The organism is Massilia sp. TWP1-3-3 (genome assembly GCF_049897805.1).
GTDB lineage: Bacteria > Pseudomonadota > Gammaproteobacteria > Burkholderiales > Burkholderiaceae_D > Telluria_A.
In genome coordinates this window covers 43,572-69,787 of the sequence record NZ_JAFCWX010000030.1, presented here as the reverse complement: position 1 = coordinate 69,787, position 26,216 = coordinate 43,572, and the positions used below count along the sequence as shown (strand labels likewise).

11 protein-coding genes are annotated in these 26,216 nt (G+C 62.6%); 5 read left to right on the top strand and 6 right to left on the bottom strand.

Going from position 1 to position 26,216, the window contains the following annotated elements; translation table 11 throughout:
* Window positions 1-94: 94 nt before the first annotated feature.
* The 6 genes from ACP7D4_RS22880 to ACP7D4_RS22855 all read right to left on the bottom strand — a co-directional run bounded on the left by ACP7D4_RS22880 (window position 95) and on the right by ACP7D4_RS22855 (window position 10,257).
* Window positions 95-2,434, bottom strand: a complete 2,340-nt coding sequence (locus ACP7D4_RS22880; protein WP_426211497.1) for a heavy metal translocating P-type ATPase — start codon at window positions 2,432-2,434, stop codon at window positions 95-97.
* 171 nt (window positions 2,435-2,605) lie between these two features.
* Window positions 2,606-4,264, bottom strand: coding sequence for a methyl-accepting chemotaxis protein (locus ACP7D4_RS22875; protein ID WP_426106659.1), 1,659 nt, complete (start codon window positions 4,262-4,264; stop codon window positions 2,606-2,608).
* Window positions 4,265-4,549: 285 nt separating this feature from the next.
* Window positions 4,550-5,833 carry a hypothetical protein gene (locus ACP7D4_RS22870; protein ID WP_426211495.1) on the bottom strand — a complete coding sequence of 428 codons (1,284 nt, stop codon included), beginning with the start codon at window positions 5,831-5,833 and terminating at the stop codon, window positions 4,550-4,552.
* Window positions 5,751-6,467, bottom strand: coding sequence for a hypothetical protein (locus ACP7D4_RS22865; RefSeq protein WP_426211493.1), 717 nt, complete (start codon window positions 6,465-6,467; stop codon window positions 5,751-5,753). Before ACP7D4_RS22865 ends, ACP7D4_RS22870 begins: the two co-directional genes overlap by 83 nt.
* A 95-nt stretch (window positions 6,468-6,562) precedes the next feature.
* Window positions 6,563-8,989: a diguanylate cyclase domain-containing protein gene (locus ACP7D4_RS22860; protein ID WP_426211491.1), complete on the bottom strand. Its 2,427-nt coding sequence runs from the start codon at window positions 8,987-8,989 to the stop codon at window positions 6,563-6,565.
* Window positions 8,983-10,257, bottom strand: coding sequence for an ABC transporter substrate-binding protein (locus tag ACP7D4_RS22855; RefSeq protein WP_426106652.1), 1,275 nt, complete (start codon window positions 10,255-10,257; stop codon window positions 8,983-8,985). Before ACP7D4_RS22855 ends, ACP7D4_RS22860 begins: the two co-directional genes overlap by 7 nt.
* A gap of 670 nt (window positions 10,258-10,927) precedes the next feature.
* Between ACP7D4_RS22855 and ACP7D4_RS22850 the strand changes: the two genes are divergently transcribed.
* The 5 genes from ACP7D4_RS22850 to ACP7D4_RS22830 all read left to right on the top strand — a co-directional run bounded on the left by ACP7D4_RS22850 (window position 10,928) and on the right by ACP7D4_RS22830 (window position 26,208).
* Window positions 10,928-17,470: an SDR family NAD(P)-dependent oxidoreductase gene (locus tag ACP7D4_RS22850; protein ID WP_426211489.1), complete on the top strand. Its 6,543-nt coding sequence runs from the start codon at window positions 10,928-10,930 to the stop codon at window positions 17,468-17,470.
* A gap of 44 nt (window positions 17,471-17,514) precedes the next feature.
* Window positions 17,515-21,657 carry a non-ribosomal peptide synthetase gene (locus tag ACP7D4_RS22845; protein WP_426211487.1) on the top strand — a complete coding sequence of 1,381 codons (4,143 nt, stop codon included), beginning with the start codon at window positions 17,515-17,517 and terminating at the stop codon, window positions 21,655-21,657.
* Between the two features lie 50 nt (window positions 21,658-21,707).
* Window positions 21,708-24,077 (top strand): efflux RND transporter permease subunit, encoded by a 2,370-nt coding sequence (locus ACP7D4_RS22840; protein ID WP_426211485.1) that lies wholly within the window; start codon window positions 21,708-21,710, stop codon window positions 24,075-24,077.
* 33 nt (window positions 24,078-24,110) lie between these two features.
* Entirely contained in the window at window positions 24,111-24,914 is an 804-nt protein-coding gene (locus tag ACP7D4_RS22835; protein ID WP_426106647.1) for an outer membrane lipoprotein-sorting protein, read from the top strand.
* Window positions 24,915-24,993: 79 nt separating this feature from the next.
* Complete coding sequence (locus ACP7D4_RS22830) at window positions 24,994-26,208, top strand: hypothetical protein (protein ID WP_426106645.1); 1,215 nt, start codon at window positions 24,994-24,996, stop codon at window positions 26,206-26,208.
* Window positions 26,209-26,216: the final 8 nt, after the last annotated feature.

Here is a 26,216-nt window from a genome sequence, read left to right as displayed (position 1 = left end):
AAGTATAAGTTATCGGCGGATTATAGCAGGACAGCATCCGAACGCCTGTCCGTGCTGGCCGCCGGGCCCGCCTCTCGTGTCATGCCTGCGACCATCATTTGGCCGACCGGCGCAAGCGCAGCGCGTTGGTGATGACGGAAACAGAACTGAGGCTCATTGCCAGCGCGGCAATCACCGGCGATAGCAATTGCCCCGTGAAAGGATAAAGAAGTCCGGCAGCAAGCGGAATACCCAGTGCATTGTAAATAAAGGCAAAGCCGAGGTTTTGGCGCATGTTGCGCACCGTCTCGATCGACAGGGAACGGGCGCGCGCGATCGCCAGCAAGTCCCCTTTTACCAGCGTCAGGTGGGCGCTGTTGATCGCCACATCGGTACCGGTTCCCATGGCAATGCCGACATCGGCTTTCGCCAGGGCCGGTGCGTCATTGATGCCGTCACCAGCCATGGCCACCACTTTCCCCTCGCCTTGCAAGCGTTCAACCAGCGCGAGCTTGTCGCGCGGCTTGACTTCGCCATACACCTCGGCAATACCAAGGCGCCGGGCGACAGCTTGCGCCGTCGTTGCGCCATCCCCGGTCGCCATAATCACCGACATGCCCGCTTCCCGCAGCGCGTTCAAGGCGGCCAGGCTGCTCCCCTTGATCGGATCGGAGACCGCGATGATGCCCACCAGTTGGCGATCGGCCGCCAGATACATGACGCTGGCGCCCTCTTCGCGCATTTCTTCCGCCTGTGCCGACAGTGCTTTCCATTCGACTTTTTCTTCGTCCATCAGGGCGGTATTGCCCAGTGTAATTTGTTGGCCCCCAAGCACGCCCCGTACGCCAATGCCACTGGACGACTCGAAACTGGTGGGCTTGTCAAGCACGAGCTTGCGCTTGAGCGCCTGGTCGACGATGGCCCGCGCCAGCGGGTGTTCGCTGCCCTGATCGATGCTTGCCGCCATGCGCAGCACATGGTCGTCCGTAAAGAGCGGCATGGCGACGACGCGCTCAAATACGGGCCGCCCTTCAGTGAGCGTGCCAGTCTTGTCGACAATGAGCGTATCGACCTTGCGCAAGAGCTCGATCGCGGCGGCATCGCGAAACAATATTCCCTGCGTTGCCGCCCTGCCGGTTGCCGCCATGATGGACATGGGCGTTGCCAAACCCAGCGCGCACGGACAGGCAATGATCAGGACCGCCACGGCATTGACGAAGCCGTACACCCAGCTCGGCGCGGGACCAAAAACGCCCCAGGCAAGCAGGGTGAGGACGGCGATGGCCAGCACCACCGTCACAAAATAGCCCGCCACTACGTCAGCCAGCCGCTGCATCGGCGCACGCGAGCGCTGCGCCTGCGAGACCATCTGCACGATCTGGGACAGCATGGTCTGGGCGCCCACCTTGTCCGCATGGACGATGAGACTGCCGCTGGTATTGAGTGTCGCGCCGATGACCTTGTCCCCGGCGCGCTTTGTCACCGGCATCGGTTCCCCGGTGAGCATTGATTCGTCCACCGCGCTCTCGCCCTCGGCCACGGTGCCGTCCACCGGCACTTTCTCGCCGGGCCGCACGCGCAGCGCGTCGCCAATGTGGATATGGGTCAGCGGCACGTCTTCTTCGGTGCCGTCCGGCCGGATTTTGCGCGCGGTCTTGGGCGCCAATCCCAGCAGCGACTTGATGGCGGCCGAGGTTTGCGAGCGGGCGCGCAGTTCCAGAATCTGTCCCAGCAGCGTCAGTGAAACAATCACCGCCGCTGCCTCGTAATAGACGCCGACGCGCCCCGCGTGCGTGGCAAAACTCGGCGGGAACAGGTCCGGGGCCAAGGTGGCGACGATGCTATAGCCGTACGCCGCCCCCACGCCGGAACCGATCAAGGTCCACATGTTGAGGCTGCGATGCCGTATCGATTGCGCAAAGCGCGCGAAAAACGGCCAGCCGGCCCACAGGACGACGGGCGTACTGAGCCCCAGCTCAAGCCAGTTTTGATGCGGCAGACCGGCTGGAAACAGCATGTGACCAAACATCGCCAGCGCAAAGACGGCCACGGACAGGGGCAAGGTCCACCAGAAACGCTGGCGAAAATCGCGCAACTCCGGGTTTTCCTCTTCGTCGAGCGACGGCATCAACGGTTCCAGTCCCATGCCGCAGATCGGGCAACTGCCGGGCGCCGGCTGGCGGATTTCCGGATGCATCGGGCAGGTAAAGATGGCGCCCGGCGCGACCGGTTCAGCAGTCACGGCGCCCTCGGGATCGAGGTAGGTAGCGGGGTTGACGCGAAACTTGTCGCGGCACCCCGTGCTGCAAAAATAGTAGTCGCGCCCCTGGTGCAGGACGTGCTTGTCCGGATTGACGGAAACCGTCATGCCGCATACCGGGTCACGCAGATTGTGCGTGCTCCCCGCTTGCGGCGCCAGATGGTGATCGTGTTCCCGGCTCGATGTGGGATCCATGCGTTCTCCTGGCGATGTTGCGCGGGAGCCGATTGCTGCCGCGTTGTCGAAACCGCTGGTTTTGTTTCTGGCCAGAAAAAAATGACAAGCGCGGCACAGGCGGCACGGACTTTGCCAAGGTCATGGCCAAGGCCAAGGCCAAGGCCAAGGCTATCTTAGCTCACCTTGGATTTAGCCGGCGATCCGCAGCGGCACTGGCGTGCGACGGGGCTGGCTTGCTCTGCCCGCCATCCGGGTGCGCGCGACAGCCGCCACCGGCCCGAATTTGAACAGGCTCACGGCGTCCTCCAGTCCCACCGCTTCAAGCGCCAGGCTGGCCGTTGCTGCCGCGCCTTGTTCGACCATTGCCGCGTTCTGCTGGGTCACCTGGTCCATGTGCGCGATAGCGGCATTGACCTGGTCCACGCCGATGCTTTGCTCATGCGAGGCAGTGGCAATGTCCTGCATGATGGCCGTGACCTGCTGGACGGACGCCACCACCTGCTCCATGGTGGTGCCGGCCCGCTTGACTTGCACCATGCCGATGTCCACTTTACCGACCGACACATCGATCAGGTTCTTGATATCCTTGGCAGCGGTGGCGCTGCGCTGGGCCAGGCTGCGTACCTCGGCCGCAACCACGGCAAAGCCGCGCCCCTGCTCGCCGGCGCGGGCCGCTTCCACCGCCGCATTCAAGGCCAAAATGTTGGTCTGGAACGCGATGCTTTCGATCAAGCCGATGATATCGACAATCTTCCTGGACGAGGTATTGATCGCGTCCATGGTGTGAATCACATCGGCGACAATCGCCCCGCCCTGCACCGCCACGCTGGATGCGGCCACGGCGAGCACGTTGGCCTGGGCCGAACTGTCCGCGTTTTGCTTGACGGTGGCGGCGAACTGTTCGACGCTTGACGCAGTCTCCTCCAGGCTGGCCGCCTGCGCTTCGGTGCGTCCGGACAGCTCGACGTTGTCGGCGGCGATGCTGCGCGTGGCCACCCCCATGGTCGCCACGTTGGTGCGCACGTCGCGGATGGTGGCGATCAGATTGCTGTTCATTTGCTGCAAGGCGCGCTGCAGCTGTCCCATTTCATCCGTAGAACGTGTGTCGAATGAACACGACAGGTCGCCCGCCGCGATCGCGCGGGCGCCGGCCAGCGAACGGACCAGGGGCCGCAGTACGTCAAGTCGCAACATATTCCACAAGAGCACGTTGATGATCAAACCGGCAAAGGTGGCGCCAACCACGGCATAGCTCATCAGGTTCAACGGCCCGGTCTGGCCTGCCAGCATGACCACGCACGCGCCGCCTTGCAGCACATTGACGACGCTGGTGGCGAGCCAGATGCGCGTGCGCAGGGAAACATTGCGCAGGCGCGCCCACAGCCCGGCCGCGCCGCTGCGCTCCACCGCGCCATGGTGCACTCTTAAACGCTGCGGATTGCCGTCGGAGATACTGCGGTAAGCCCGCTCGGCCGCCTCGACTTCGGCGCGTTCGGGCCGTACCCGTACCGACAGGTAGCCGGTGGGCCGGCCACCTTCGCTGACCGGCGTGACGTTCGCCCGCACCCAGTAGTGGTCGCCGTTTTTGCAACGGTTCTTCACCAGGCCGGTCCACGGCAAACCCGCCTCGAGCGAGGCCCACAGGTCCGCAAAGGCTGCAGGCGGCATGTCGGGGTGGCGCAAAATATTTTGCGGCGCACCAATCAGTTCCTCCGCGCTATAACCGCTGATGGCAACGAAATAGGGATTGGTGTAAGTGATGATTCCTCGCAGGTCCGTCTTGGAAACGATCGCCTGCTCTGGCGCGACCTCGATCTCCTGACCGGTAACGGGTCCATTGTTGCGCATGGCGATACTCCTTGATGCAATCAGTTCGGTGGGAATTTTTCGGGCGGGACAGGGCCAGGCAGGCCCTGCCCTGTGAGGGACCGTCAACATTGAGGAACAAGCGGTGCGTCGGCCTTTACGCCCTCGACGGTGACGTGTGCGCGCGCAGTCGGTTGCACGTGACCCAACTGCCGGGGGAAAAGTTTCACCACTTCGTCATTTCAACAATGTGGCTCAAGCTTACTGATCGGTATCAAGATCTGGATTGATGCAGATCAAAAAATGCCGTATTGCAACAAATTACTGTTATTCAGGCAACAGCGATGTCTGCTCTTCGGCGAATTGCCCCATGCAGATAGCGTTCTTGACGATCAGGTTCAAATTTTCCAACGTGTTGCGGGCGTTCCCATCGAGTGCAAGCGAACAATGGCTGATTTCGCCTGACGAGTCCATGAATACTATTTTTATGTGTGGTGTTTGCAGGAGCGAACCCACGACCTCCATCCCAAGCAGATCAGCATGGGCAATCGTGAGGCTGCCGGAATTGGCCAGCGCATCCATGTCCAGACTTTCTGTCGCGTTCGCCGATGCAATGGACGACCTTTGCGCGTTGAGTTCTTTTATCAACGACGAGCCCGATGAAAGAAAATGGAAACCGTCTGATGAAATGGCAATTTTGCCGGCAAAGGAGCCTTTAGGCGTCCATCCAATTGTTTCACCCTGCCAGCAGCGCACGCCGGCGATGGAATAACTGGCAGCCGGTGCCGCAGGCGGATCGCCCGGGCCCCCGTCCGATGACATTATTTCCAGCAAGGCATCAGTTACCCAGTGTTCAATGGTGGCGCTCACGGCGATTTTCTTGCGCAGCAAATGAGTTTTTCCAAGGGAATCTATGTAGACAGCCCGAACATCTTCCACGCACGCCGGCATGCGCGCGCGCATGCCGGCTGGTAAAAAAGGCAGCAGTTTGGCGTAGGCTGCGTCGCGATCATCGCAGCCGCACAGTATCAGTGCCGTCCTGGAAAATTGCCTCTGGTCCCTGATGTTTTCAAGCTCCCAGACCAGGCCCGGGGTCATCTCACCCACGCGGACGATGATGAGATGCGCCTTCATAATCAAGGCGCGCACCCTGTCCTGCCAATGCTCGCTGTCCGGCACGTAGTATCTGTAAGCGCCAAGCTGACTTGCCCCATCGCTGCCCGGTCTGCCTACCGCGACAACGGGCGCCAGGACGCTTAATTTCGCCACCAGCGACACTTCCTCCGTTTCGGACGGCATGCTCAACGCGCCGAGAAGGTGGCGATTCAGGGCGCCGTCGCTTGGCCTGACGGCATCGAGGTCAAATGATCTGAGATACAGGGAAAATTTTTCGCCGGTGCGGTGCAGCACGGCCTGCGCCGGCGTTGCGGCCAAGGCAGAAGCGCGATCTGACGCTTGCCGTGCGCGCCGCAGCAACAGCGGCGCCACGCCAAAGGACAATATCAGCGCGCCGATGACGGCGACCGATTCATACGCATGCGGCAACAGGCGCGCGAATTTCGAGGCCAGGTAGACCAGTCCCGCCAACACCGCGTACAGGTACCACTTCATGTGATTTTCCTTGGTGGTTGGCGCTGCCGTCGATGTGGCATGCGGCCAAGTCATCGAAAGGGCATTCTGGACGATGCGTGTACAGCTTGGCCAACACGGCCCAGAACGCGGGCGATATGGCCGGTCCCTCACCAAATCCATCGAAATGGCGCTCCAGTCCCAGCGCATGGCCAAATTCGTGGATGACTGTTTCTACGTTCACTTTGCAGTTGCATGGACCTGTCTCATGCTCGGCGTGACCGATGTTGATCCATACGGGCGCACTCATCACGCCACTGCTATCGCAGATGATCAATTCCCCTGAACCGGCACGATCGGACACGTTGGCGGCGTACTCCTGATACGTTTTTCCCTTCGACGGCTCGGAAGCTGTATCAAATGCGACCCGGATATCGCCAGCGCCGCGATCAACCCGGCCAAGCAAACAAAAGCCCAGCGTACGATTGGTGGTGCTGATCGCATCGTCGACCAGCGGACTATATCGCATCCCGGTGGGAGAGCTTGGCGCGAGAATGCGCACCTTGATCATGCCTTCCGGCCATCGGGTCGTGCGCCTTTCCTTGCTAACGTGTTCCATATTGCTGGCTATCAGCAGTCGCACGATCTCGTCGTCGCACAGGGGAGGTTTGCGCATCGCTTATCTATCGGTGGTGGAAACAGCCGATGTTATCCGGACTGCAACCCGCTGTCTATCGACAGCGGGTAAGACACTTGTCCGAGTGCGCCGGCTCAGGCCGGCTCGACCACCGCCGGCGCATAGGCGCGCCAGTTGTTGCGCCCGGCCTGCTTGGCCTGGTACATGGCTTCGTCGGCGCGCTTGAGCAAGGTTTGCGCATCGAGTCCATGCTCCGGATAGATGGCCACGCCGATACTGCCGCTGACGGAAAACGGTTGGCCGCCCAGCTCCAGCTTGGCGCAGATATTGTCCAGGATGCGCTGCAGCACCGTGGCCACCACCTGCGGATCGATGCCTTCGGACAGCACCACGGCAAATTCATCGCCGCCCAGCCGGGCCACGGTATCGGTGTCGCGCACCGAGCCGAGCAGGCGCTGGGCGACGGCGAGCAGCAATTGGTCGCCGGTCGCATGGCCGAAGGTGTCGTTGACGTACTTGAACCGGTCCAGGTCGATATAGCAGACGGCCATCTGGTGCTTGTGGCGCGCCGCATGGTTGACGGCCATGTTGAGGCGGTCGGCCAGCATGGTGCGGTTGGCCAGTCCCGTCAGCGCGTCATGTTGCGCCTGGTAAATGAGCTGCTCTTCGGCCGACTTGCGCCCTGAAATATCCTCGAGCACCCACACCGTCCCCTTTTTGATGTCATGCGGGTCGAGGGCCTTGCCAAAGCACGCGGCCCAGAACAGGCTGCCGTCGTGCCGCGCCAGCTCCAGGTCGACCGTGAACGACTGGCCGGCCGCCAGCGCGATATCGACCGCGGTGCCTACTTCGCGCGCCACCGCTTCGCTCGGGTGGCCCGGCAAGACCGGTTGGCCGACCACCTGCACCATCTGGTAGCCCAAGATCTCGGCGTACTGCTCATTGCAGCGCACGGTGTGCCGGTCCTTGATCAGCGCAATGCCGACGATGACGTTGGCAAACACGACTTCCAGCTCTGAAATGAGGAGCGCGTTTTCCTGCTCGGCCCGGGTGCGTACGCCGATCTCGACGCGCAATTCCTGGGCGCGCTCGTCGGCCACCCGGATCAGCAGCATGATGAGCCCGAGCAGCAAGGCGACCAACAGCCCGGTGCCCAGCACGGTCCACGGCAGCCAGGACGACTGCTCCGCCACGAACGCGGGCGTGGGCCACATGCGCACCTGCCAGCGCACGTCATGAAACGGCAGCACGCCTTCATGCACCAGGCCCGCATCGGGCAGCAACTCGTCGCGCAGGCCAAACAGCTTGCGCTCGCCGTCCGACACCTGGATCGCATACCCGTTGGCGAACTCGCTCTGGCTCACGGCGCGCGCGATCATCGGCTGCACCTGGAACGCGCCGACAATAAACCCATCAAGGCGCGGCCCGTCAAACAAAGGCTGGATCGCCATGAAGCCGTCGCCGCCCTGGGCCAGCGCAATGACGTGGGTCACGCTCAGGGTGCGCTTGACGCGCGCCACTTCCAGCGCGGCCAGGCCATTGAGTTCGGCGCCCAGGTCGATGTCGCGCGCACCCTCATTGCCTTCCAGCGGCACCACCCAGCGCACGATGCGCTCCGGGTCGACCCACTGGACGGCGCGAAAGTAACCCGGCGCCTCCTGCAGCGCGGCCGCATCGGCCTCCCATTCGGCGCGCGGCGTGGCGCCGCGAAACTCCCAGCGGCGCTGCATCTGGCCCAGCGCGGCGATGCGCGAGGCGACCGGCGCGCTCACGCGCGAAATGAATTTCACCATCTCGTCCTTGCCGGTCCGCTGCAACTGCGCGCGTTCCGCGTCGAGCAGACTGAGCCACATACCGCAGGTCATGGCGCTCATGACGCCGGCAACCATCAGCGGGCGCCAAAGGCGGCGCAGCATGCGGTGCGCCTGCCAGCGGCTGGCGCTGTGGAGCAGCAAGGCACAGGCCAGGGGGCTGAACGCGAGCGCCGTGGGCAAGGCCATCTGCGTGAAACCGAACCACTCGTAAGCCATCGTGACGTTGGCCGCGTAGCCGGCAACGGCCAACACTGCCACGCCGCCGCACAGCAAGCCGGCCAGCCCCGCCACGGTCGCGGCAAGCGCATTGCGCGCGGCCAGGCAGACCAGCGCGAGCCCGGTCAAGACCAGGCACAATGCCGCGTTGGGCGCCATGCGCCCGGGGGTGGAAGTGTGGCCGGTCAGATACGGGTCGAGAAACAGCGTGTCGACGCCGAGCGAGAGGCCGAAACCGTATTGCGCCAGCGTCAGCGTGCCCAGCAGTATGCCGAGCGCGCCGCACAGCACGGCGCTGCGGCGCGCGCCGGCCGTCAACGCCAGCAAGCCCACGGCGCTGGCGAGCAGGCCAAGGGCGGCGTTGAACTGGATCGGCGCGTACTCGGCGCGCCACTGGATCAGGCGCACCAGGTGCCAGTGCCAGGCCAGCAACATGGTCAGGGCGAAGCCAATGACCAGCACGGCAACGCCGATGGCAGCCAAGTAGGCTGGCCGGCTCAGCTGCGGTGTGCCTTGGGGCGCGCTTACCATGTGCGCTCGGTGTGCATGGCGTTCAGTGTCGCCTCGAGCGCCTTGACGCTGGACGCCGGGTCTTTGCCGTCGGCCAGTACGCCGGACACGGTCTTCCACACTTCGGAACTGACCTGCTCATACTTGCGCCCGGTAACGCTGGAGGGGCGCGGAGTTGCGCTGGCGGCGGCCGCGCGCAAGGTTTCCTGGTAAGGGTTCATGGCGACCAATTGCGCATCCTGGTACAGACTGCCGATCGTCGGACTCACCCCAAGCACGACGGCGCGCCGCTTTTGCTCCTGGCGGCCGGTCAGGAACATCACCAGGTCGATGGCCAGGTCGGGATTGCGCGAAAACTTCGATACGGCCAATTGGTGGCCGCCCAGCGTGGTGCCGGCCGCGCCGTTAGGCCCGCGCGGCAAGACGGCGATGCCGACCTTGTTGTGCACCGGGCTGTCCGGCGCGTTGACCACGGACCAGACGTATGGCCAGTTGCGCAGGAACACCGCGTCGCCGCTCTGGAACATGGCGCGCGACTCTTCCTCGCGCGCGCTCAGCACCGACACCGGAGAAATATCGCCGATCCAGCTTTTTGCCATGCGCAAGGCGGCGATCGATGCCGGGTTGTCGACCGTAACGGCGCCCGACGTTTCAACGATCGAACCGCCGCCAAAACTGACGATCCACTCGAGCGCATCGCAGGTGAGCCCTTCGTACGGCCGGCCTTGCCACACATAACCCCACATCCCCCGCCGGCCGCTGCTGCGCTCGGCTTTCTGAATCGTGCGCGCGGTAGCGGTCAGCTCGGCCCAGGTGGCCGGGACGCTCAGTTTGTATTTATCCAGTAAGTCTTTGCGGTAATAGAGCAGCCCCGCATCGGTGAACCATGGCATGGCGATCAGCCGGCCACCGACGGTATTGCTCTTGACGATGGCGGGAAAGTGTTCCTTGATCGTGGGCGCGGCCGGTTTGCTCAGGTCAACCAGCGAGTCGGCCAGAATGCCGGGCCAGACGATATCGATGGTCAAGACATCGACCAGGGGCGACTTCACGTCCAGCAACTGCCGGTACAAAGTGAGGCGCTCCGAGGATGACGGCGGCAAGAGCAGCATCTTGACCGTATGGCCACTCTTGCGCTCCCACTCCCGCACGCCCTCCTCGCACACCCTGGCCCCGTGGCCGATGGAATCGCACGCCATGGTCAGGGTTGCGGCGCGCACCGGGGCAACAGGGACGCCGGCAAGCAGTGCACTCATCACTATACAAGTGAACTGCAAAATCTTGCTCATGGCAGTTCCTTCACTCGGGGCGCCAGGCCAGCGTGGCACAGAAGGGTCATCAAATTCAAGCTGGTCATCAGACAACGTTACGGATGGAATCAAAATACATACTACCGTAAAACACTGTTGCCCAAAATTAATTTAAATTCGTCCACGAGCGTGTTTGCACTGCAACATGACATTTGCAATGTTGTTAACCCGACAAATTTCATCTGTTTAACAAAATACCAATCATCTAAAATTCACATCGGAAATTACTGTAGCTGCAACAGATTCGGGCCGCAGCAAGACCATGCCGCGAACAATGCTCGCGCGCCTGGCCGCATCAGTGCCGGCTGATCGCACGCGCGGCTGGATACCCCGCAATGGAGCGGGACGCCAAGAAACCGGATGCCTCGTGGCCGCGCGCCTTGGCGGTGTGCAGCGTGGCCAGCAATGTCGCTGGAAAGGTCACGTACAGCGCAGCCCACTTCAGATTAGCACGTCGTCCCGCAATGTCGCGCACGCGACGTACGGGTGGGGGCGGACGCTGGTCCTGCTGATGCGCAGTTACAGATATTTAAATTGGCGTCATCTCGCTTCCGGGGTGCCGCGCGTTGTTTTTGATCCCCCATGCGATGCATTGGCCGGCCGGTTGTTCCGGCTGTCAGGCAAAAAAATTCTCGAAGCGAGCTAAAAAATGAATGTCACGTCAAGCAAAGTAGCGCTAGCCAACAATGAACCCATCGCCATCGTTGGCATGGGCTGCCGTTTCCCGGGTGGATCTTCCGACCCGGAAAAATTCTGGAACAATCTTCTCGAAGGAAAAGATTGCATCGTCGATGTGCCGGCCGAGCGCTGGGACAGCAAGCGCTTCTACGACACCAACCGCGACATGCCGGGCAAGGTGTATGTCAAGTCGGGCGGCTTCCTGCAGGAACGCATCGATGAATTCGACGCCCTGTTTTTCGGCATTTCCCCGCGCGAAGCGGCCTCGCTCGACCCGCAGCAAAGGATGCTGCTCGAAGTGAGCTGGGAAGCGCTGGAAGACGCCGGCATCGATCCCGATTCCCTGGCCGGCAGCGACACCGGCGTCTACGTCGGCGGCTTCATGCTCGACAACAAACTGACCCAACTGAGCCCGCTCAACCGCCATTCGATCGCCAGCAACACGGCGGTGGGCATGACGCTCACGCTGCTGGCCAACCGCCTGTCCTATGTCTACGACATGAAAGGCCCGAGCATGAGCATCGACACGGCCTGCTCGTCGTCGATGGTGGCCCTGGACCAGGCCTGCCGCGCCATCTGGAGCGGCGACAGCGCGCTGGCCCTGGTCGGCGGCGTGAATATCATGCACCGTCCGGAAATTTTCATCGCCATGTGCAAGGGTGGCTTCCTCTCGCCGGACGGGCGCTCGAAAGCCTTCGACGAGCGCGCCGACGGCTACGGCCGCGGCGAAGGCGCCGGCATCGTGGTGCTCAAGCCGCTCTCGGCTGCCGAGCGCGACAACGACCAGATCTACGCCGTGGTGCGCGCCACCGGCTGCAACCAGGATGGCCGCACCGACGGCATCACCGTGCCCAATCCGGACTCCCAGCAAGCGCTGATCCGCAAGGTCGCCGCGCAAGCGAACGTGGCGCTGCACGAGATTGCCTATTTTGAGGCGCACGGCACCGGCACCTCGATTGGCGACCCGATCGAAATGAGCGCCATCGGCGGCACCATCGGCCAGCAACGCCGGCCCGACGACAAATGCATCGTCGGTTCGGTCAAGGGCAATATCGGCCACCTGGAAGCCGCTTCCGGTATCGCCGCCGTCATCAAGAGCGCGCTGTGCCTCAAATACCGGCAAGTGCCGCCCCAGGCCAACCTGGTCAACCTGAACCCGAAAATCCCGTTCGAGGCGCTCAACATCCATATTCCGCGCCAGGTCGAGCCGCTCGCCCCCGGTTCCCAGCCCATTTATTCGGGCATCAATTCCTTCGGTTACGGCGGCACCAATGCCTGCGCGATCCTGGAAAGCCATGGCGGCGCCGCCCCGCGCGTTCTGCCGGGCGAAGACAAAGAGCTGGTCAGGGCCGCCAAACAGCATGTGGTGGCCCTGTCCGCCAAAAGCCGCCCGGCCCTGCAGGCGCTGGCCGCCAGCTATCTGCCGGTCACAGCAAATCCATCCCTGTCGCTGGCCGACCTGAGCTACTCGTGCGGCGCCCGGCGCGCCCACCTGACGCACCGCCTGGTCATCAATGGCGCCGACCTGGCGCAAGTGCGCACCCGGCTGGCCCATTTTGTCGAGCAACAGCAGGAAGGCAGCGGCGTGCTGTCCTCGCAAGTGAACGATCCGCGCAACAAGCTCGCGTTTGTCTTTACCGGTATGGGTCCGCAATGGTGGGGCATGGGCCGCGAATTGATGCAGACCGAGCCGGTGTTCCTGGCGATGGTCGAGCGTTGCGACGCGCTGTTCCAGACCATCGCGGGCTGGTCCATCATCGACGAACTGCGCAAACCTGAAGCGACCTCGATCATCGGCGAAACCCAGGTCGCGCAGCCGGCCAACTTTGTCTTGCAGGTGGCGCTGGTGGAACTGTGGAAGTCGTGGGGGGTCACCCCGGCCGCCGTAATCGGTCACAGCGTGGGCGAAGTGACCACCTCTTACGTGGCAGGCATTTTGCCGCTCGAACAGGCACTGCTGGTCAGCTATCACCGCAGCCGGATCCAGAAAAAGGCGGCGCACCAGGGCGCCATGCTGGCGGTCAGCCTGACCGAAGCGGATGCCGTCGCCGTTGTCGCCCGTCACGACGGCAAGGTGTCGATTGCGGCGATCAACGCGCCGACCTCGATCACGCTGGCCGGCGACGAGACGGCGCTGGCCAGCATCGCGGCCGACCTGACCGAGCGCGGCGTGTTCAACCGCCTGCTGCAAGTCGAAGTGGCGTATCACAGCCCGACCATGGATCCGCTGCTGGACGAAATTCGCAGCAGCCTGGCGCCGCTCACGCCATTCCTGCCGGCCATGACGACTTACTCCACCGCTACCGGCAAGCAAGTGACCGGCGTTGCCTTCGACGCCGAATACTGGTGCAAGAACGTGCGCGATCCGGTGTACTTTTACCGCGCGCTGGAAAACATGATCGATGCCGGCTTTACCGATTTCCTGGAAATCGGCCCCCACCCGGTGCTGTCGGCCTCGATCAAAGAATGCTTCGACAAGAAAAAGGTCGACGGCTTCACGGCAGCGTCGCTCAACCGCAAGGTGGCCGAACAGGACGCCATCAAGCATTGCCTGGCACAATTGTATGCACGCGGCTATGCGCTCGACTGGACCGCCGTGGCGGCCGAGCACTTTGTTCCGGGCGCACAAGCGCCTGTGGACGCCGGGGATTTCGTGCGCCAGGCGCCGCAATTTGTGCGCCTGCCCAACTATCCGTGGCAGCGTGAACGCTATTGGAACGATTCCGAACTGGCTGCTGCCGACCGCGTCGGCCAGCCGATCGCGCTGGCCATGCTGGGCGCGCGCCAGGATGGCCCGGCGCCGGCCTGGATCAGCCAGCTCAACCGCAATTATTTCGACTACCTGCCGGACCACCGCGTGGAAGGCCTGGTCGTGCTGGCTGGCGCCTCCTACGTGGAAGCGGCGCTGGCCGCCAGCAAAACCCTCACCGGTTCCGACGCTTGCCTGATCAGTGGCCTGACGCTGCACAGCGCCCTGGTGCTCGACGCTGACTTTGAAACCGAACTGCAGACCGCCTGCGGCGAAAACGGCCGCTTTGCCATTCACAGTTTCCCGGCCCACGACCGCAAGCAAAGCGTGCTGCACGCCAGCGGCAGCATCGCCCCGCTGACGCTGCGCCACCAGGATACGGTTGACCTGAGCCCGATCAAGCAGCGTTGCCACCGGTTGCTGCCGGCCGCTGAAGTGTATGCCGAACTGACCGCGCGCGGCCTGCAGTACGGCCCCTACTTCCAGGGCATTGAACAACTGTGGCGCCAGGACGGGGAAGTGCTGGCCCGCATCGTGGGGCACGCGGGCTTGGCCGCGCAGGTGGACCAGTTCCAGCTGCACCCGACCTTGCTCGACGCCTGTTTCCAGGCGCTCATTTCGGCCCTGCCGGCCGCCGGCGCGCATGTCAAACAAGTGTATGTGCCAGTTGAAATCGAGCAATTGCGCCAGTACGGGCGCCTCGGCAGCAGCTTCCATTGCCACGGCGTGCTGCACGCCATCGGGGACAAGGAAATCCTGGGCGACCTGACCTTGATGGACGATGACGGCAACGTGATGGTGGAAATTAAGAATTTGCGCTGCCAGTCGCTGCGCGCTGAAGGCAAGAACAAGATCGCCAACCTGGACCATTGGACCTACCAGAGCGTCTGGCGCGAGGCGCCATTGGGCGACACGCCAGCCGCAGCCACGCCAACGCGCACCGTGCTGTTTTTGAACTCGGACCAGGAAAGCGACTGCCTGCTGGCAGCGTTCGTCGAACAACATGGCGACCTGGTCAGTACGGTGTACCAGAACGACAGTTACCAGGAATACGGCGACAACGCCATTGGCATCAACCCGGACCAGCCGCAGCATGTCGAACGCCTGTTCGCCGAACTGGCGGCCGAGCCAGCCCGTGAAAACATGCAACTGGTCTTTGGCTGGGGCATGCAGCAAGCCAGCGTTGATCTGGCCGGCCTGGGCGCCACCAAGGCGCTGCTCACGCTCGTCAAGCACGCCGACGCGCTCAGCGCCAAGCGCGCCACCCGCCTGTTCGTACTGACCCGGCAAGCGGCCAAAGTGCTCGCCGCCGACAAGGTCGATGGCGTCCAGCAAAGTTCGCTGACGGGCCTGGGCCGGGTTGCCGCCGTTGAATTGCCGGCGCTGGCCTGCACCTTGATCGACCTCGATGCCATCTCGTGCCAGCAGGCCGACGCCGTGGTGCGCGAATGCCGCCAGGAGGGCGCGGAACAGGAACTGGCCCTGCGCGGCGAACTGCGCTACGTGCAGCGGCTGGTGAATCAGTCACTGGCCGCGACCTATCAGCCGCAGACGCACATTCAGGCCGAAGCGGCGAGCGCTTTCGAGCTGGCCCAGCAAGGCGAGGCCGCCGAGCGCCCTTGCCAGTTCCAGGCAACCGAGCGCAGCGCGCCGGAAGCGAACGAGATTGAATGCGAGATCGACAGTTGCCTGCTGGACGGCGACACGTTGCCGCTGCTCGGCCAGCGCGAAGTGTGCGCCCGCGTCACCGCCATCGGCAAAGAGGTCACCCGCTACCAGGTGGGCGACTCGCTGATGCTGAAATACCACGGCCGCCTGGCGCGCTTTGTGTGCCTCGATACCGACCAGTTCCTGGCGCTGCGTCTGCCCCAGCAGTGGGATGCGCGCACGGCCGCGCCAGCCATAACCGCATTTGCCGCCGCCTACAGCGCATTGATCGAATTCGCCAATATCCAGGTGCAACAGCGCGTGCTGATCCTGGGCGCCGACACGGCTCCCGGACAAGCGGCGCATCGTCTGGCCCGCCAGCGCGGCTGCGCGCTGACCCTGGTGTGTGCCAAGGGACACAGCGAAGACAGCCTACTGGCGCCAGCCGGGCCGGTATTCAACCTCGATTCGCCCGCTTTGTCAGTACAGCTCAAGGCAGTGTGCATGGGCGCCGGCTTCGACGTCGTCTTCAATGCCGCCGGCAAGGTCGACTGCCTGGTCATCGACCAGCTGCTGGCCGCCGGCGGCAAGTATGTCCACCTGTGCACGGACGCCGCCAGCGTTGCCGCGCCGGTGGGGCCGAACAAGATGGCCATGTCGATTCTGGGCGACACGCTGCTCGACGGCGACCTGGCGCGCGCCCGTGCCCTGCTGGCAAAAGTGGCCCTGCTGCTGGCCGATCCCGGTTTGCGCGCCATCGATGGCAAACCGGTGCCGCTGGCTGCCTTCCCGGCCCGTCAGTTCGAGCGCAGCGCGCGCCCGCTGATGTTGTCGTTCCACGCCGCCGGCGCCCTGCCTCTGGTCAACAAGGCCAGTGCCAGCGTGCGCATCAAGCCTGACGCCAGCTACCTCATTACGGGCGGCTTTGGCGGCTTTGGCTTGAGCATGGCCGTGTGGCTCGCTTCGCAAGGGGCCGAAAACCTGGTGCTGGTGGGACGCAGTGGTGCGGCTAGCGCGCAGGCCAAGCAAGCGCTGACCGAACTGGCCGTGCTTGGCGTGCACGTGAAATCGGTCGCCGCCGATGTTGGCGACGCCGCCCAGCTGGCCGGCATGTTTGCCGACATCGCCGCCACGATGCCGCCGCTCAAGGGCATTTTCCATGCCGCAGGCGTGCTCGACGATCAGAACCTGCTCGATATCGACAACGCCAGCCTGGACAAGGTCATGCGGCCCAAGGCGCTGGGCGCCTGGCACCTGCACCAATTGTCGCTGCCGCTGGCGCTCGATTGCTTCGTGCTGTATTCGTCGATTTCTTCGCTGATCGGCAACCGCAACCAGGGCAATTACGTGGCCGCCAATACCTTCCTCGATGCGCTGGCGCACCATCGTCACGCGCTGGGCATGGCGGCAACGTCAGTCAACTGGGGTGCGCTGGCCGAAGTGGGCATGGCTGCCAGCAATACCAGCGTGCTGCAGCATTTGGCGCACATGGGCATTCATTCCTTTACACCGGAGCAAGCGCTCGAAGCGCTGTCGGCGGTGCTGCGCTCGCCCGTGGCGCAGGTCGGTGTGTTCGATGTCGACTGGCAGCTGTGGCGCCAGTACGAGCCGGCAAGTAGCGCGGCGCGGTATGCCGAATTGCTGGCCGGCGACGGCACCGAGGGCGATGGCGAACAAGCCAGCTGGCCTGAACTGCTGCAAAAACTGGGCGAACAGGGCACCTGCGAAGCGGTGGCCGCCCACTTCAAGCTGCAGATTGCCGCCACGCTCAAGCTGCCGCTGGAAATGATTGACCAGAGCACCCCGATCAGCAAGTTCGGCCTCGATTCCCTGATGGCAATGGACTTGCAGATGAAGGTGCGCGGCGAATTCAAGGTCGAAATTTCGATCCTGGAGCTGATGAAGGGCAACAGCATCGACAAGATCGCCGCCAGCATCACGCACAAGCTGGCCACCCTGCAGCCGCAGCAAGAAGCGCTGGCGCCGGTGGCAGTGGAAACCTCCGACGTGGGAATGTTAGAGGCGAGCGCGCTGATCGACCAGCTCAACAACCTGGACACGCTCTCGGAAGAAGAGCTCGACAAGCTGCTTAACAGTGCACTGGCCGTGAGCGAATAAGACCGTCACACCGACCGAAAAAAATGGAAGTCTGAGGAAAATACGTGGAACACTTAAGCGAGATCACTTCGGAAGTTGCGAAGGAAAACAAGAAAAAGCTGCTGGCGGAGTTATTGCAGCGCAAGTTGAACGGCCTGAAGAAAAGCGCTCCCATGTCCAAGGGCCAGGAGTCGCTGTGGTTTTTGTACCAGAAAGAACCGCAGTCGGCGGCCTACAACATCGCCAGCGCGATCCGCATTCACAGCGCCATTCACAGCGACTTTGACAGCGTGGCGTTCAACCGCGCGCTGAACGCCTGCATCACGCGCCACGCCAGTTTGCGCACCACCTACGGCATCGAGGATGGCGTTCCGGTGCAGATAGTGCACGCCATGGGCCAGGTCGCCATCGAGCACATCGATGCCAGCGCCTGGTCCGAAGCCGAACTGGCCGCGGCCATGGCGCGCGACTACCAGCGCCCCTTCCAGCTCGACCAGCTGCCGGTGCTGCGCGCCAGCCTGTACCAGGTGGCGCCGCGCGCATGCGTGTTTTTGTTTACCGTCCACCATATCGCCTTCGACGCCTGGTCGCTGTGGATCCTGATGGAAGAACTGAGTGACATCTACCAGGCCATCGTGGCCGGCCAGCCGATCCCCGCGACCATCCCCAGCGCGCGCTACCAGGACTTCAGCGCGCGCCAGGAACAGTTACTCGACAGCGCACAGGGCCGGGCGCTGGAACACTACTGGACCGACAAGCTCAAGGGCGAGATCCACCCGATCAACCTGCACACCAGCAAGGCACGCCCGGCAGTCCAGAGCTTCAACGGCGCCAGTCACTATTTCCAGCTGCCGGCCGAGCTGTCGGCCCAGCTGAACGCGCTGGCCAGAACGCGCGGCGTGACGCCCAACACCTTGCTGCTCAGCGCCTATTACGTGCTGCTGAACCGCTATTCGGGCAAGGATGACATTGTCGTCGTCTCGCCCACGTCCGGGCGCAGCCAGGCCGACTTTGCACGCACGATCGGCTACTTTGTCAATCCGGTCGTGCTGCGCGCCGACCTGGCCGGCAACCCGAGCTTTGCTACGCTGCTCGAGCAGGTCAACAACACGGTGCTCGACGCGCTCGAACACCAGGACTATCCATTTTCGTGCCTGATCGAAAAGCTCAAGCCCAAGCGCGACCCGAGCTACGCGCCGCTGGCGCAGGTGTCGTTCGTGTTTCAAAAGCCGCAGCAAGACCAGGGCTTGAACGCGGCCTGGGTGCCGGGCCAGGCCGGGCCGACCATCCGCTGGGCGGGCCTGGACGTGTCGCAGTATCCGGTCAACCAGCAGGAAGGCCAATTCGAGCTCGAGCTGGAAATTGTCGACACCCACGGCAGCTTTTACGGCATTTTCAAGTACAACACCGACCTGTTTGGCGACGCCGACATGGTCCAGCTCGAGAGCAGCTTGCGCGTCATGCTCGCTGCCCTGGTCGAGTCGGTCGACTGCCCGGTGCAGCTGCTGCCGATCTTGCCGGTCGAGGAACGCCACCGCCAGCTGTATGCGCTCAACGCAACCGAGGTGCATTACCCGGCCCACAGCACGCTGCACCAGCTCATCGAGCAGCAGGTATTGCTCAGCCCGGAACGCTACGCGCTGGTGTTCGAGCAGGAAACGCTCAGCTATCACGCCTTGAACGAGCGCGCCAACCGGCTTGCGCATTACCTGATCGGGCGCGGCGTCAAGGCCAACAGCATCGTTGGCGTGTGCATGAACCGCTCGGTCGACATGGTGGTGTCGCTGCTGGCCATCATCAAGGCAGGCGGCGCCTACGTGCCGCTGGACCCGGCCTACCCCGTCGCGCGCCTGGCCTTCATGCTGGGCGATATCGACGCCGGCCTGCTGCTCACCGCTGCCGACGTGGCGCACCTGATTCCCCCTGCGCGCACTGAGAACATCATCGTTGAAACGCTCGACCTGGACCAGTTCGCCAGCACCAATCCGCAGGCCGCCGTGACGGCGCAAGACGCCGCCTACATGATCTATACGTCCGGCTCGACCGGCAACCCGAAAGGCGTCGTCAATACCCACGCGGGCATTTGCAACCGCCTGCTGTGGATGCAGCAGCACTATGCGCTCGACGAGAGCGACGCCGTGCTGCAAAAGACGCCGTTCAGCTTTGACGTATCGGTCTGGGAATTTTTCTGGCCGCTGCTGTGCGGCGCGCGCCTGGTCGTGGCCCGGCCCGACGGCCACAAGGACAGCAAGTACCTGGTCGACATCATCCGCAGCGCCGCCATCACGACCTTGCACTTCGTGCCGTCCATGCTCAGCATGTTTGTCGCCGACCAGGAAGCGCACTTGTGCACGGGCGTCAAACGCGTGATCTGCAGCGGCGAAGCGCTCAGCTTTGAATTGCAGTCGCGCTTTTTCAAGAAACTCGATGCGCAGCTGCACAATCTGTACGGTCCGACCGAGGCGGCGATCGACGTCACCTACTGGCAGTGCCGCGCCGATTACCAGGTCAACGTGGTGCCGATCGGCAAACCGATCGCCAATATGCGCATCCATGTGCTGGACCATTACATGCAGCCGGTGCCGCAAGGCGTGCCGGGCGAACTGCATATCGGCGGCGTGGGCCTGGCGCGTGGTTACCACAAGCGCGACGAGCTGACGCGCGAAAAATTCGTGCCGGACCCGTTTTCAACGGAGCCTGGCACGCGCCTGTACAAGTCGGGCGACCTGGTGCGCTACCTGCCCGACGGCAATATCGACTACCTGCAACGCATCGACCACCAGGTCAAGCTGCGCGGCTTTCGGATTGAACTGGGCGAAGTGGAAGCGGTGTTGTGCAGCCACCCGGCGGTGCGCGAGGCCGTGGTCATGATGCGCAAGGACAATGCGGGCGATGCTTACCTGGTGGCCTACGTGCGCCTGGAAGACATTAGCCAGGCCGGCGTGCAGCAGGAAAAAGCGATCCTGGACGCGGCGCGCACCAAAATGCCGGAGTACTGCGTGCCTGCCGCCGTGATGTTCCTGGACGAAATTCCGCTCAGCCCGAACGGCAAGGTCGACAGCAAGGCGCTGCCGCAGCACGCGGCGCGGCGCCAGTCGCACGCCGAGATCATCCCGCCGCGCAACGACACCGAACGCAAGCTGCTGGTGCTGTGGCGCGAGCTGATGCTGCTGGACACCATTTCGGTCAAGGATAATTTCTTTGAACTGGGCGGCCACTCGCTGATGGCGGTGCGCCTGATGGCCGCGATCGAGATCACGATGGGGCAGAAAATGCCGCTGTCGAGCTTGATCAAAGGCCCCACCATTGCCCAGCTCGCGCAAGCGATCGACGCCCACGACAATGCGGCCAGCTGGAGTTCGCTGGTCGCAATCCAGGAAAAAGGCGCACTGGCGCCGCTGTTTTGCATCCCTGGGGGCGGGGGCAACGTGCTGTATTACTACCCGCTGGCGCAAGCACTCGGCGAGCAGCAACCGTTTTATGCGATCGAGGCGAAGGGCCTGGACGGCGTGAGCGCGCCGCTCGACTCGGTCGAAGCGATGGCGGAAGCGGCCATCGCGGCCATCAAATCGGTCCGGCCGGAAGGCCCGTACCGGATCGGCGGGCATTGCGTGGGCAGCATGATCGCTTACGTCATCGTGCAAAAACTGCTGGCCCAGGGCGACGCGGTGGACATCTTGCTGGTGCTCGATGCGCCGGCGCCGGATTACTTTGCCAAGGAGCAGGAAATTGCCCTGTCCGACGCGGGATGGATTGGCGTGCTGGTGGGCACCATCGCCCACATGACGGGCAAAGCCATCGCCATTGACGAGGCGGCGCTGGCGCAGGCCGACAACGAGGGCCAGCTGCTGCTGCTCAAGGCGGCGCTGGAACAGGTGGAGATGGTGCCGCCCGAGGCGCCCGTCGGCCAGATTCGCGGCTTGCTGGAAGTGTTCAAGATCAACGCCAAGATCCGCTATCGGGCCAGCGGCACGCCGCTGCCGGTGCGGGTTGCGCTGCTGCGCGCGCGCGCGCCGAATCCCCATTACGACTACAGCGCCTTTGACGATGCGGGCGCCGACCTGGCCAGCTCGTCGCTCGGCTGGCAGCGCTATGCGCTCGGGCCGGTGGCGGTCAGCGTGGTCGAGGGCGACCACATCACCATGCTGTCGAACGAACACGCAATGTCGCTGTCGGGCTTTGTACAAACGGCGCTGGCAGCACTGTGACGCCATCGCAAGCAAAACGCATTTATTGAAGTTTTAACTGGAAAATCACAATGTTAATCAGAGCGTATATCGAATGGATCACCAGGAACCGTTTCCTGGTGATCTTCCTTTCACTGTTGGCGCTGGCCGTCATTTCGTTTGGCATCACCAAACTGTCGTTCAAGACGGACTTGCGGATCTATTTCAGCAAAGAAAATCCCCAGGTAACGTCACTGGACAACATTGAAAAGACCTATACCAAGTCGAACAATGTGCTGTTCGTGCTGGCCCCGAAGAACGGCGTGTTCAACAAGGAATTTTTGACCATCGTGTCGAATCTCACCGAACAGTCGTGGAAGCTGCCGTATTCGCGCCGCGTCGATTCGATCACCAACTTCAAGCACAGCCACGCCGATGGCGACGACGTCATGGTCGACGACCTGGTGCTCGACGTCAAACAGCTCGATGCCAAGAAGATCGACTACATCCGCCATATCGCCACCAACGAGCCGTTGCTGGTCAACCGCGCTATTTCGCCGGACGGCAAGGTCACCGGGGTGAACGTCACCTTCAACATTCCCAAGGGTGAGGAGTTGTCGAGCGTGCCGAAAATCGTCGCCAAGGTGCGCGAACTGGCCGCCACCATCACGCGCGAGCATCCCGATGTCGACGTCTACCTGACCGGCGTGGTGATGATGGACAATGCCTTCGGCGAATCGTCGCAAAAGGATTTGTCGACCCTGGTGCCGGCCATGCTGGTGCTGTGCCTGGTGCTGATGGCGCTGATGCTGCGCTCCTACGTGGCCAGCCTGGCCGCCTTCCTGGTACTGACGTTTTCGATTTTGGTCAGCATGGGCATGTCGGGCTGGATGGGCGTGCTGCTCAATCCCGTGAGCATCAACGCACCGAACATCATCCTGGCCATTTCGATCTGCAACTGCCTGCATTTGCTGCTGGCTTACGGCCGCTTCCTGAAAAAAGGCTTGGGCAAGCAAGAAGCCATGGTCGCCGGCATGAGCATGATTTTTTACGCGCTGTTTTTGACCAGCCTGACGACGGTGGTCGGTTTCCTGTCGATGAACTTTAGCGAAGCGCCACCATTCCGCGACCTGGGCAATATGACCAGCCTGGGCGTGATCGGCGCGTTTGTCTTTTCGGTGACGTTCCTGCCCGCTTTCATGATGCTGTTCCCGGTGCCGAAAGCCTACGCTGTCAAGGAAGGCAAGGATAACAAGGGCGTTATGCAAAAGATCGTGGACCGCGTTGCCGAATTCATCATCGCCAAGCCGAAAGTGGTGGTGGCGTACGTGCTGGTGCTGACCGTGATCGCCTCGGCAGGCGTATTCAAGAATGTCTTCAACGATGAATTCGTGAAGTACTTCGACAAAAGCGTGCAGTTCCGCACCGATACCGATTTCACCGCCAGCCACCTGACGGGCATCTACTACATCGACTATTCGCTGGGCGCCAAGACTGACGCCGGTATCAGCGACCCGGCTTACCTGGCAAGCCTGGACAAGTTCACGATCTGGCTGCGCCAACAACCGGAAGTGCTGCATGTCAATACCATCACCGACATCTACAAGCGCTTGAACATGAATATGCACGGCGACGATCCAGCCGCGTTCACGCTGCCGCAAAGCGCCGACCTGGCCGCGCAATACTTGTTGCTGTATGAAATGTCGCTGCCGTACGGTCTGGACTTGCGCGACCGCATCAACCTCGACAAGACCGCCACCCGCGTCACGGCGACCTTGAAGAACCTGTCGAGCAATGAAGTGATCGCTTTCGAGAACCGGGCGCAAGCGTGGCTGCACGCCAACGGCGGCGGCATGAAGACCGCCGACGGCACCGGCTTGACGACCATGTTCGCCAATATCGGCATGCGCAATACCGAAAGCATGGTCAGCGGCACCCTGCTCGCCTTTGTGCTGATCGGCGCGGTGCTGATGGTGGTGTTTCGCTCGGTGAAGTACGGCATCATCAGCCTGCTACCCAATTTGCTGCCGGCTGTCATGGCGTTCGGGCTGTGGGGCTACCTAGTGGGCCAGATCGGCCTGGCGCTGTCGGTGATGACGGCCATGACGTTCGGCATGATCGTCGACGACACCATCCACTTTGTGCTGCGCTACCTGCAGGCGCGCAAGGAGATGGGTTTGAACCCGGACGAGGCAGTGCGCTTTGCCTTTACCAACGTGGGCGTGCCGATCGTGGTGTCGCTGGCAGTGCTGGCGGCCGGTTTTGGCGTGCTGGGCTTTTCGAGCTTCCAGATCAACGCCGGCATGGGCATCCTGACCGCGCTGGTGATCGGTTGCTCGCTGATCCACGATATTTTGCTCACGCCTGCCCTGCTGCTGATTATCGACAACGCCATGCTCAAGCGCGCCGCTGCCAAAAAGGCGCGCGCAGGCGTCGCCTTTGCCGACGCTGTCCCAGGCTGAACCACCCCATTTACCTTACCAAAGAGGCACAATATGCAAAAAAAGAGTTTGTTTTCCGCGCTGCTGCTCAGTTTGAGCATTGGACACGCGTATGCGTCGGTCGCCGAGATCGACGCCATTGCCGACCCGGTCAAGAAGGGCCACGCGATCGCCATCGAGACCAAGCGCCTCGACAGCGGCTACCGCGATTTCGTCGCCAGCGCCGAGATGATCCTGAAATCGGCCGATGCTCAATCGTCCACGCGCAAGTTCCACACCAAGGCGCTTGAAATCCCTGACGACGGCGACCATTCGATCAATGTCTTCGACACGCCCGGCGACGTGGCCGGCACCGCCATTTTGATCCATTCGCATGGCTTGACGCCGGACGACCAGTGGCTGTACATGCCTGCGATCAAGCGCGTCAAGCGCATTTCCACGCGCAGCAAGTCGGGCCCGTTCGTGGGCAGCGAATTTGCCTACGAGGATATTTCGACCTGGGTGCCGGAAAAGTACACCTACCGCTACCTCGGCACCGAACCGCTGAACGGCGTCGAATGCTTCAAGGTGGCCAATACGCCGGCCTATTCCGATTCCGGCTATAGCCTGCTGCACGAGTGGGTCGACAAGAAAATTTTCCGTCCACGCAAGATCGATTATTTCGACCGCAAGGGCGCGCTGCTCAAAACGCTCAGCTTTGACGACTACAAGCTGTACAACGAGCGCTTCTGGCGCGCAGGCAAGATGACGATGGTCAATCACCAGACCGGTCGCAGCACCGTGCTGCTGTGGAAAGACTACAAGTTCGGCACGGGACTAACCAAGGCCGACCTGGCCGAATCGAAGCTGATGGAATAACACGGCAGTCGCCAGCACGCCCCATTGGCGGCCGTGCTGCACCTAAATTTTCTACAAGAATAGATAAACGTCCATGAGTATGAACGGCATAGTAAAATTTTGCATCCTTGGCACGGTCGCGCTGACCGCGCAGATGCCGCGCGGCGCGGCGGCGCAAACCTTGCAAGGCGACATTAGCGGCGAATACCGCACCTTTTTCAAGGGCGACTCGGCTAATCCGAGCGCGACCAATTACCGCGGCGGCGCCACGGCGGAGCTGCACCTCAAATACGGCGATGACTTGCCCGGCGGCGCCGGCAGTTACCTGGTGGACGCGCGCGCCACCGCCGACCAGCGCGACAATCACCGCAACCGGATCGACTTCAACGAACTGTCGTGGCGCCGCAGCGCCGGCAATTTTAGCTTGCTGGCCGGCATGCACACCGAATTTTGGGGCGTGACCGAATCCTGGCACCTGGTCGACGTGCTCAACCAGACCGACCTGACGCCCAACATCGACCAGCACGTCAAGCTGGGGCAAATGACGCTCAAGGCGTCGTACCACAGCGAGCTGGGCAACTTCAGCCTGTACGTGCTGCCGATGTTCCGCGAGCGCGTGTTCGTGGGCGAGCGCGGACGCCTGAAACCGGCTTACAACATCGACGCCAGCCTGGCCACGTATGAATCGACGCACGAGAAGCACCATGTGGACCTGGCTGCGCGCTACGCCAAAACCATCGGCAAGTGGGACCTTGGCCTGTCGCACTTTGTCGGCACCGGGCGCGAACCGCTGCTGCTGCCCGTGTTTGCGGCGGGCCGCCCGCTGGTGCTGGCGCCCTATTACGAGCAGATCAAACAAACCGGCATCGACGCCCAAATGACGACTGACAGCTTGCTGGTCAAGTTTGAAGCCATCAACCATGTCAGCCGGGCGCAGCCCAATTACCGCTCGGCCGTTGCCGGCGTCGAATACACCTACGTGGGTGCCTTTGGCGCCCCAGCCGACGTGGGCTTGCTGGCCGAATACCTGTATGACGACCGGGGCGACCGCGCCACCATGCCGTTTTCAAAAGACTTGTTCCTGGCGGTGCGCTACGTGGCCAACAACGTGGCGCAAACCACCTACTTGCTGGGCACGTATGCGCACCATGGCACGGGCGCCAAGTCGTACCGCTTCGAGATGGCCACCCGCCTGCGCGATGGCGTGACGCTGTCGCTCGAAGGCCAGGCATTTTCCAAAGAAACCAAGCGCGACCTGTTTTACAGCTACCGCGACGACAGCTACCTGACGGTCAAGCTGAAAAGTTCGTTTTGAGGATGCCC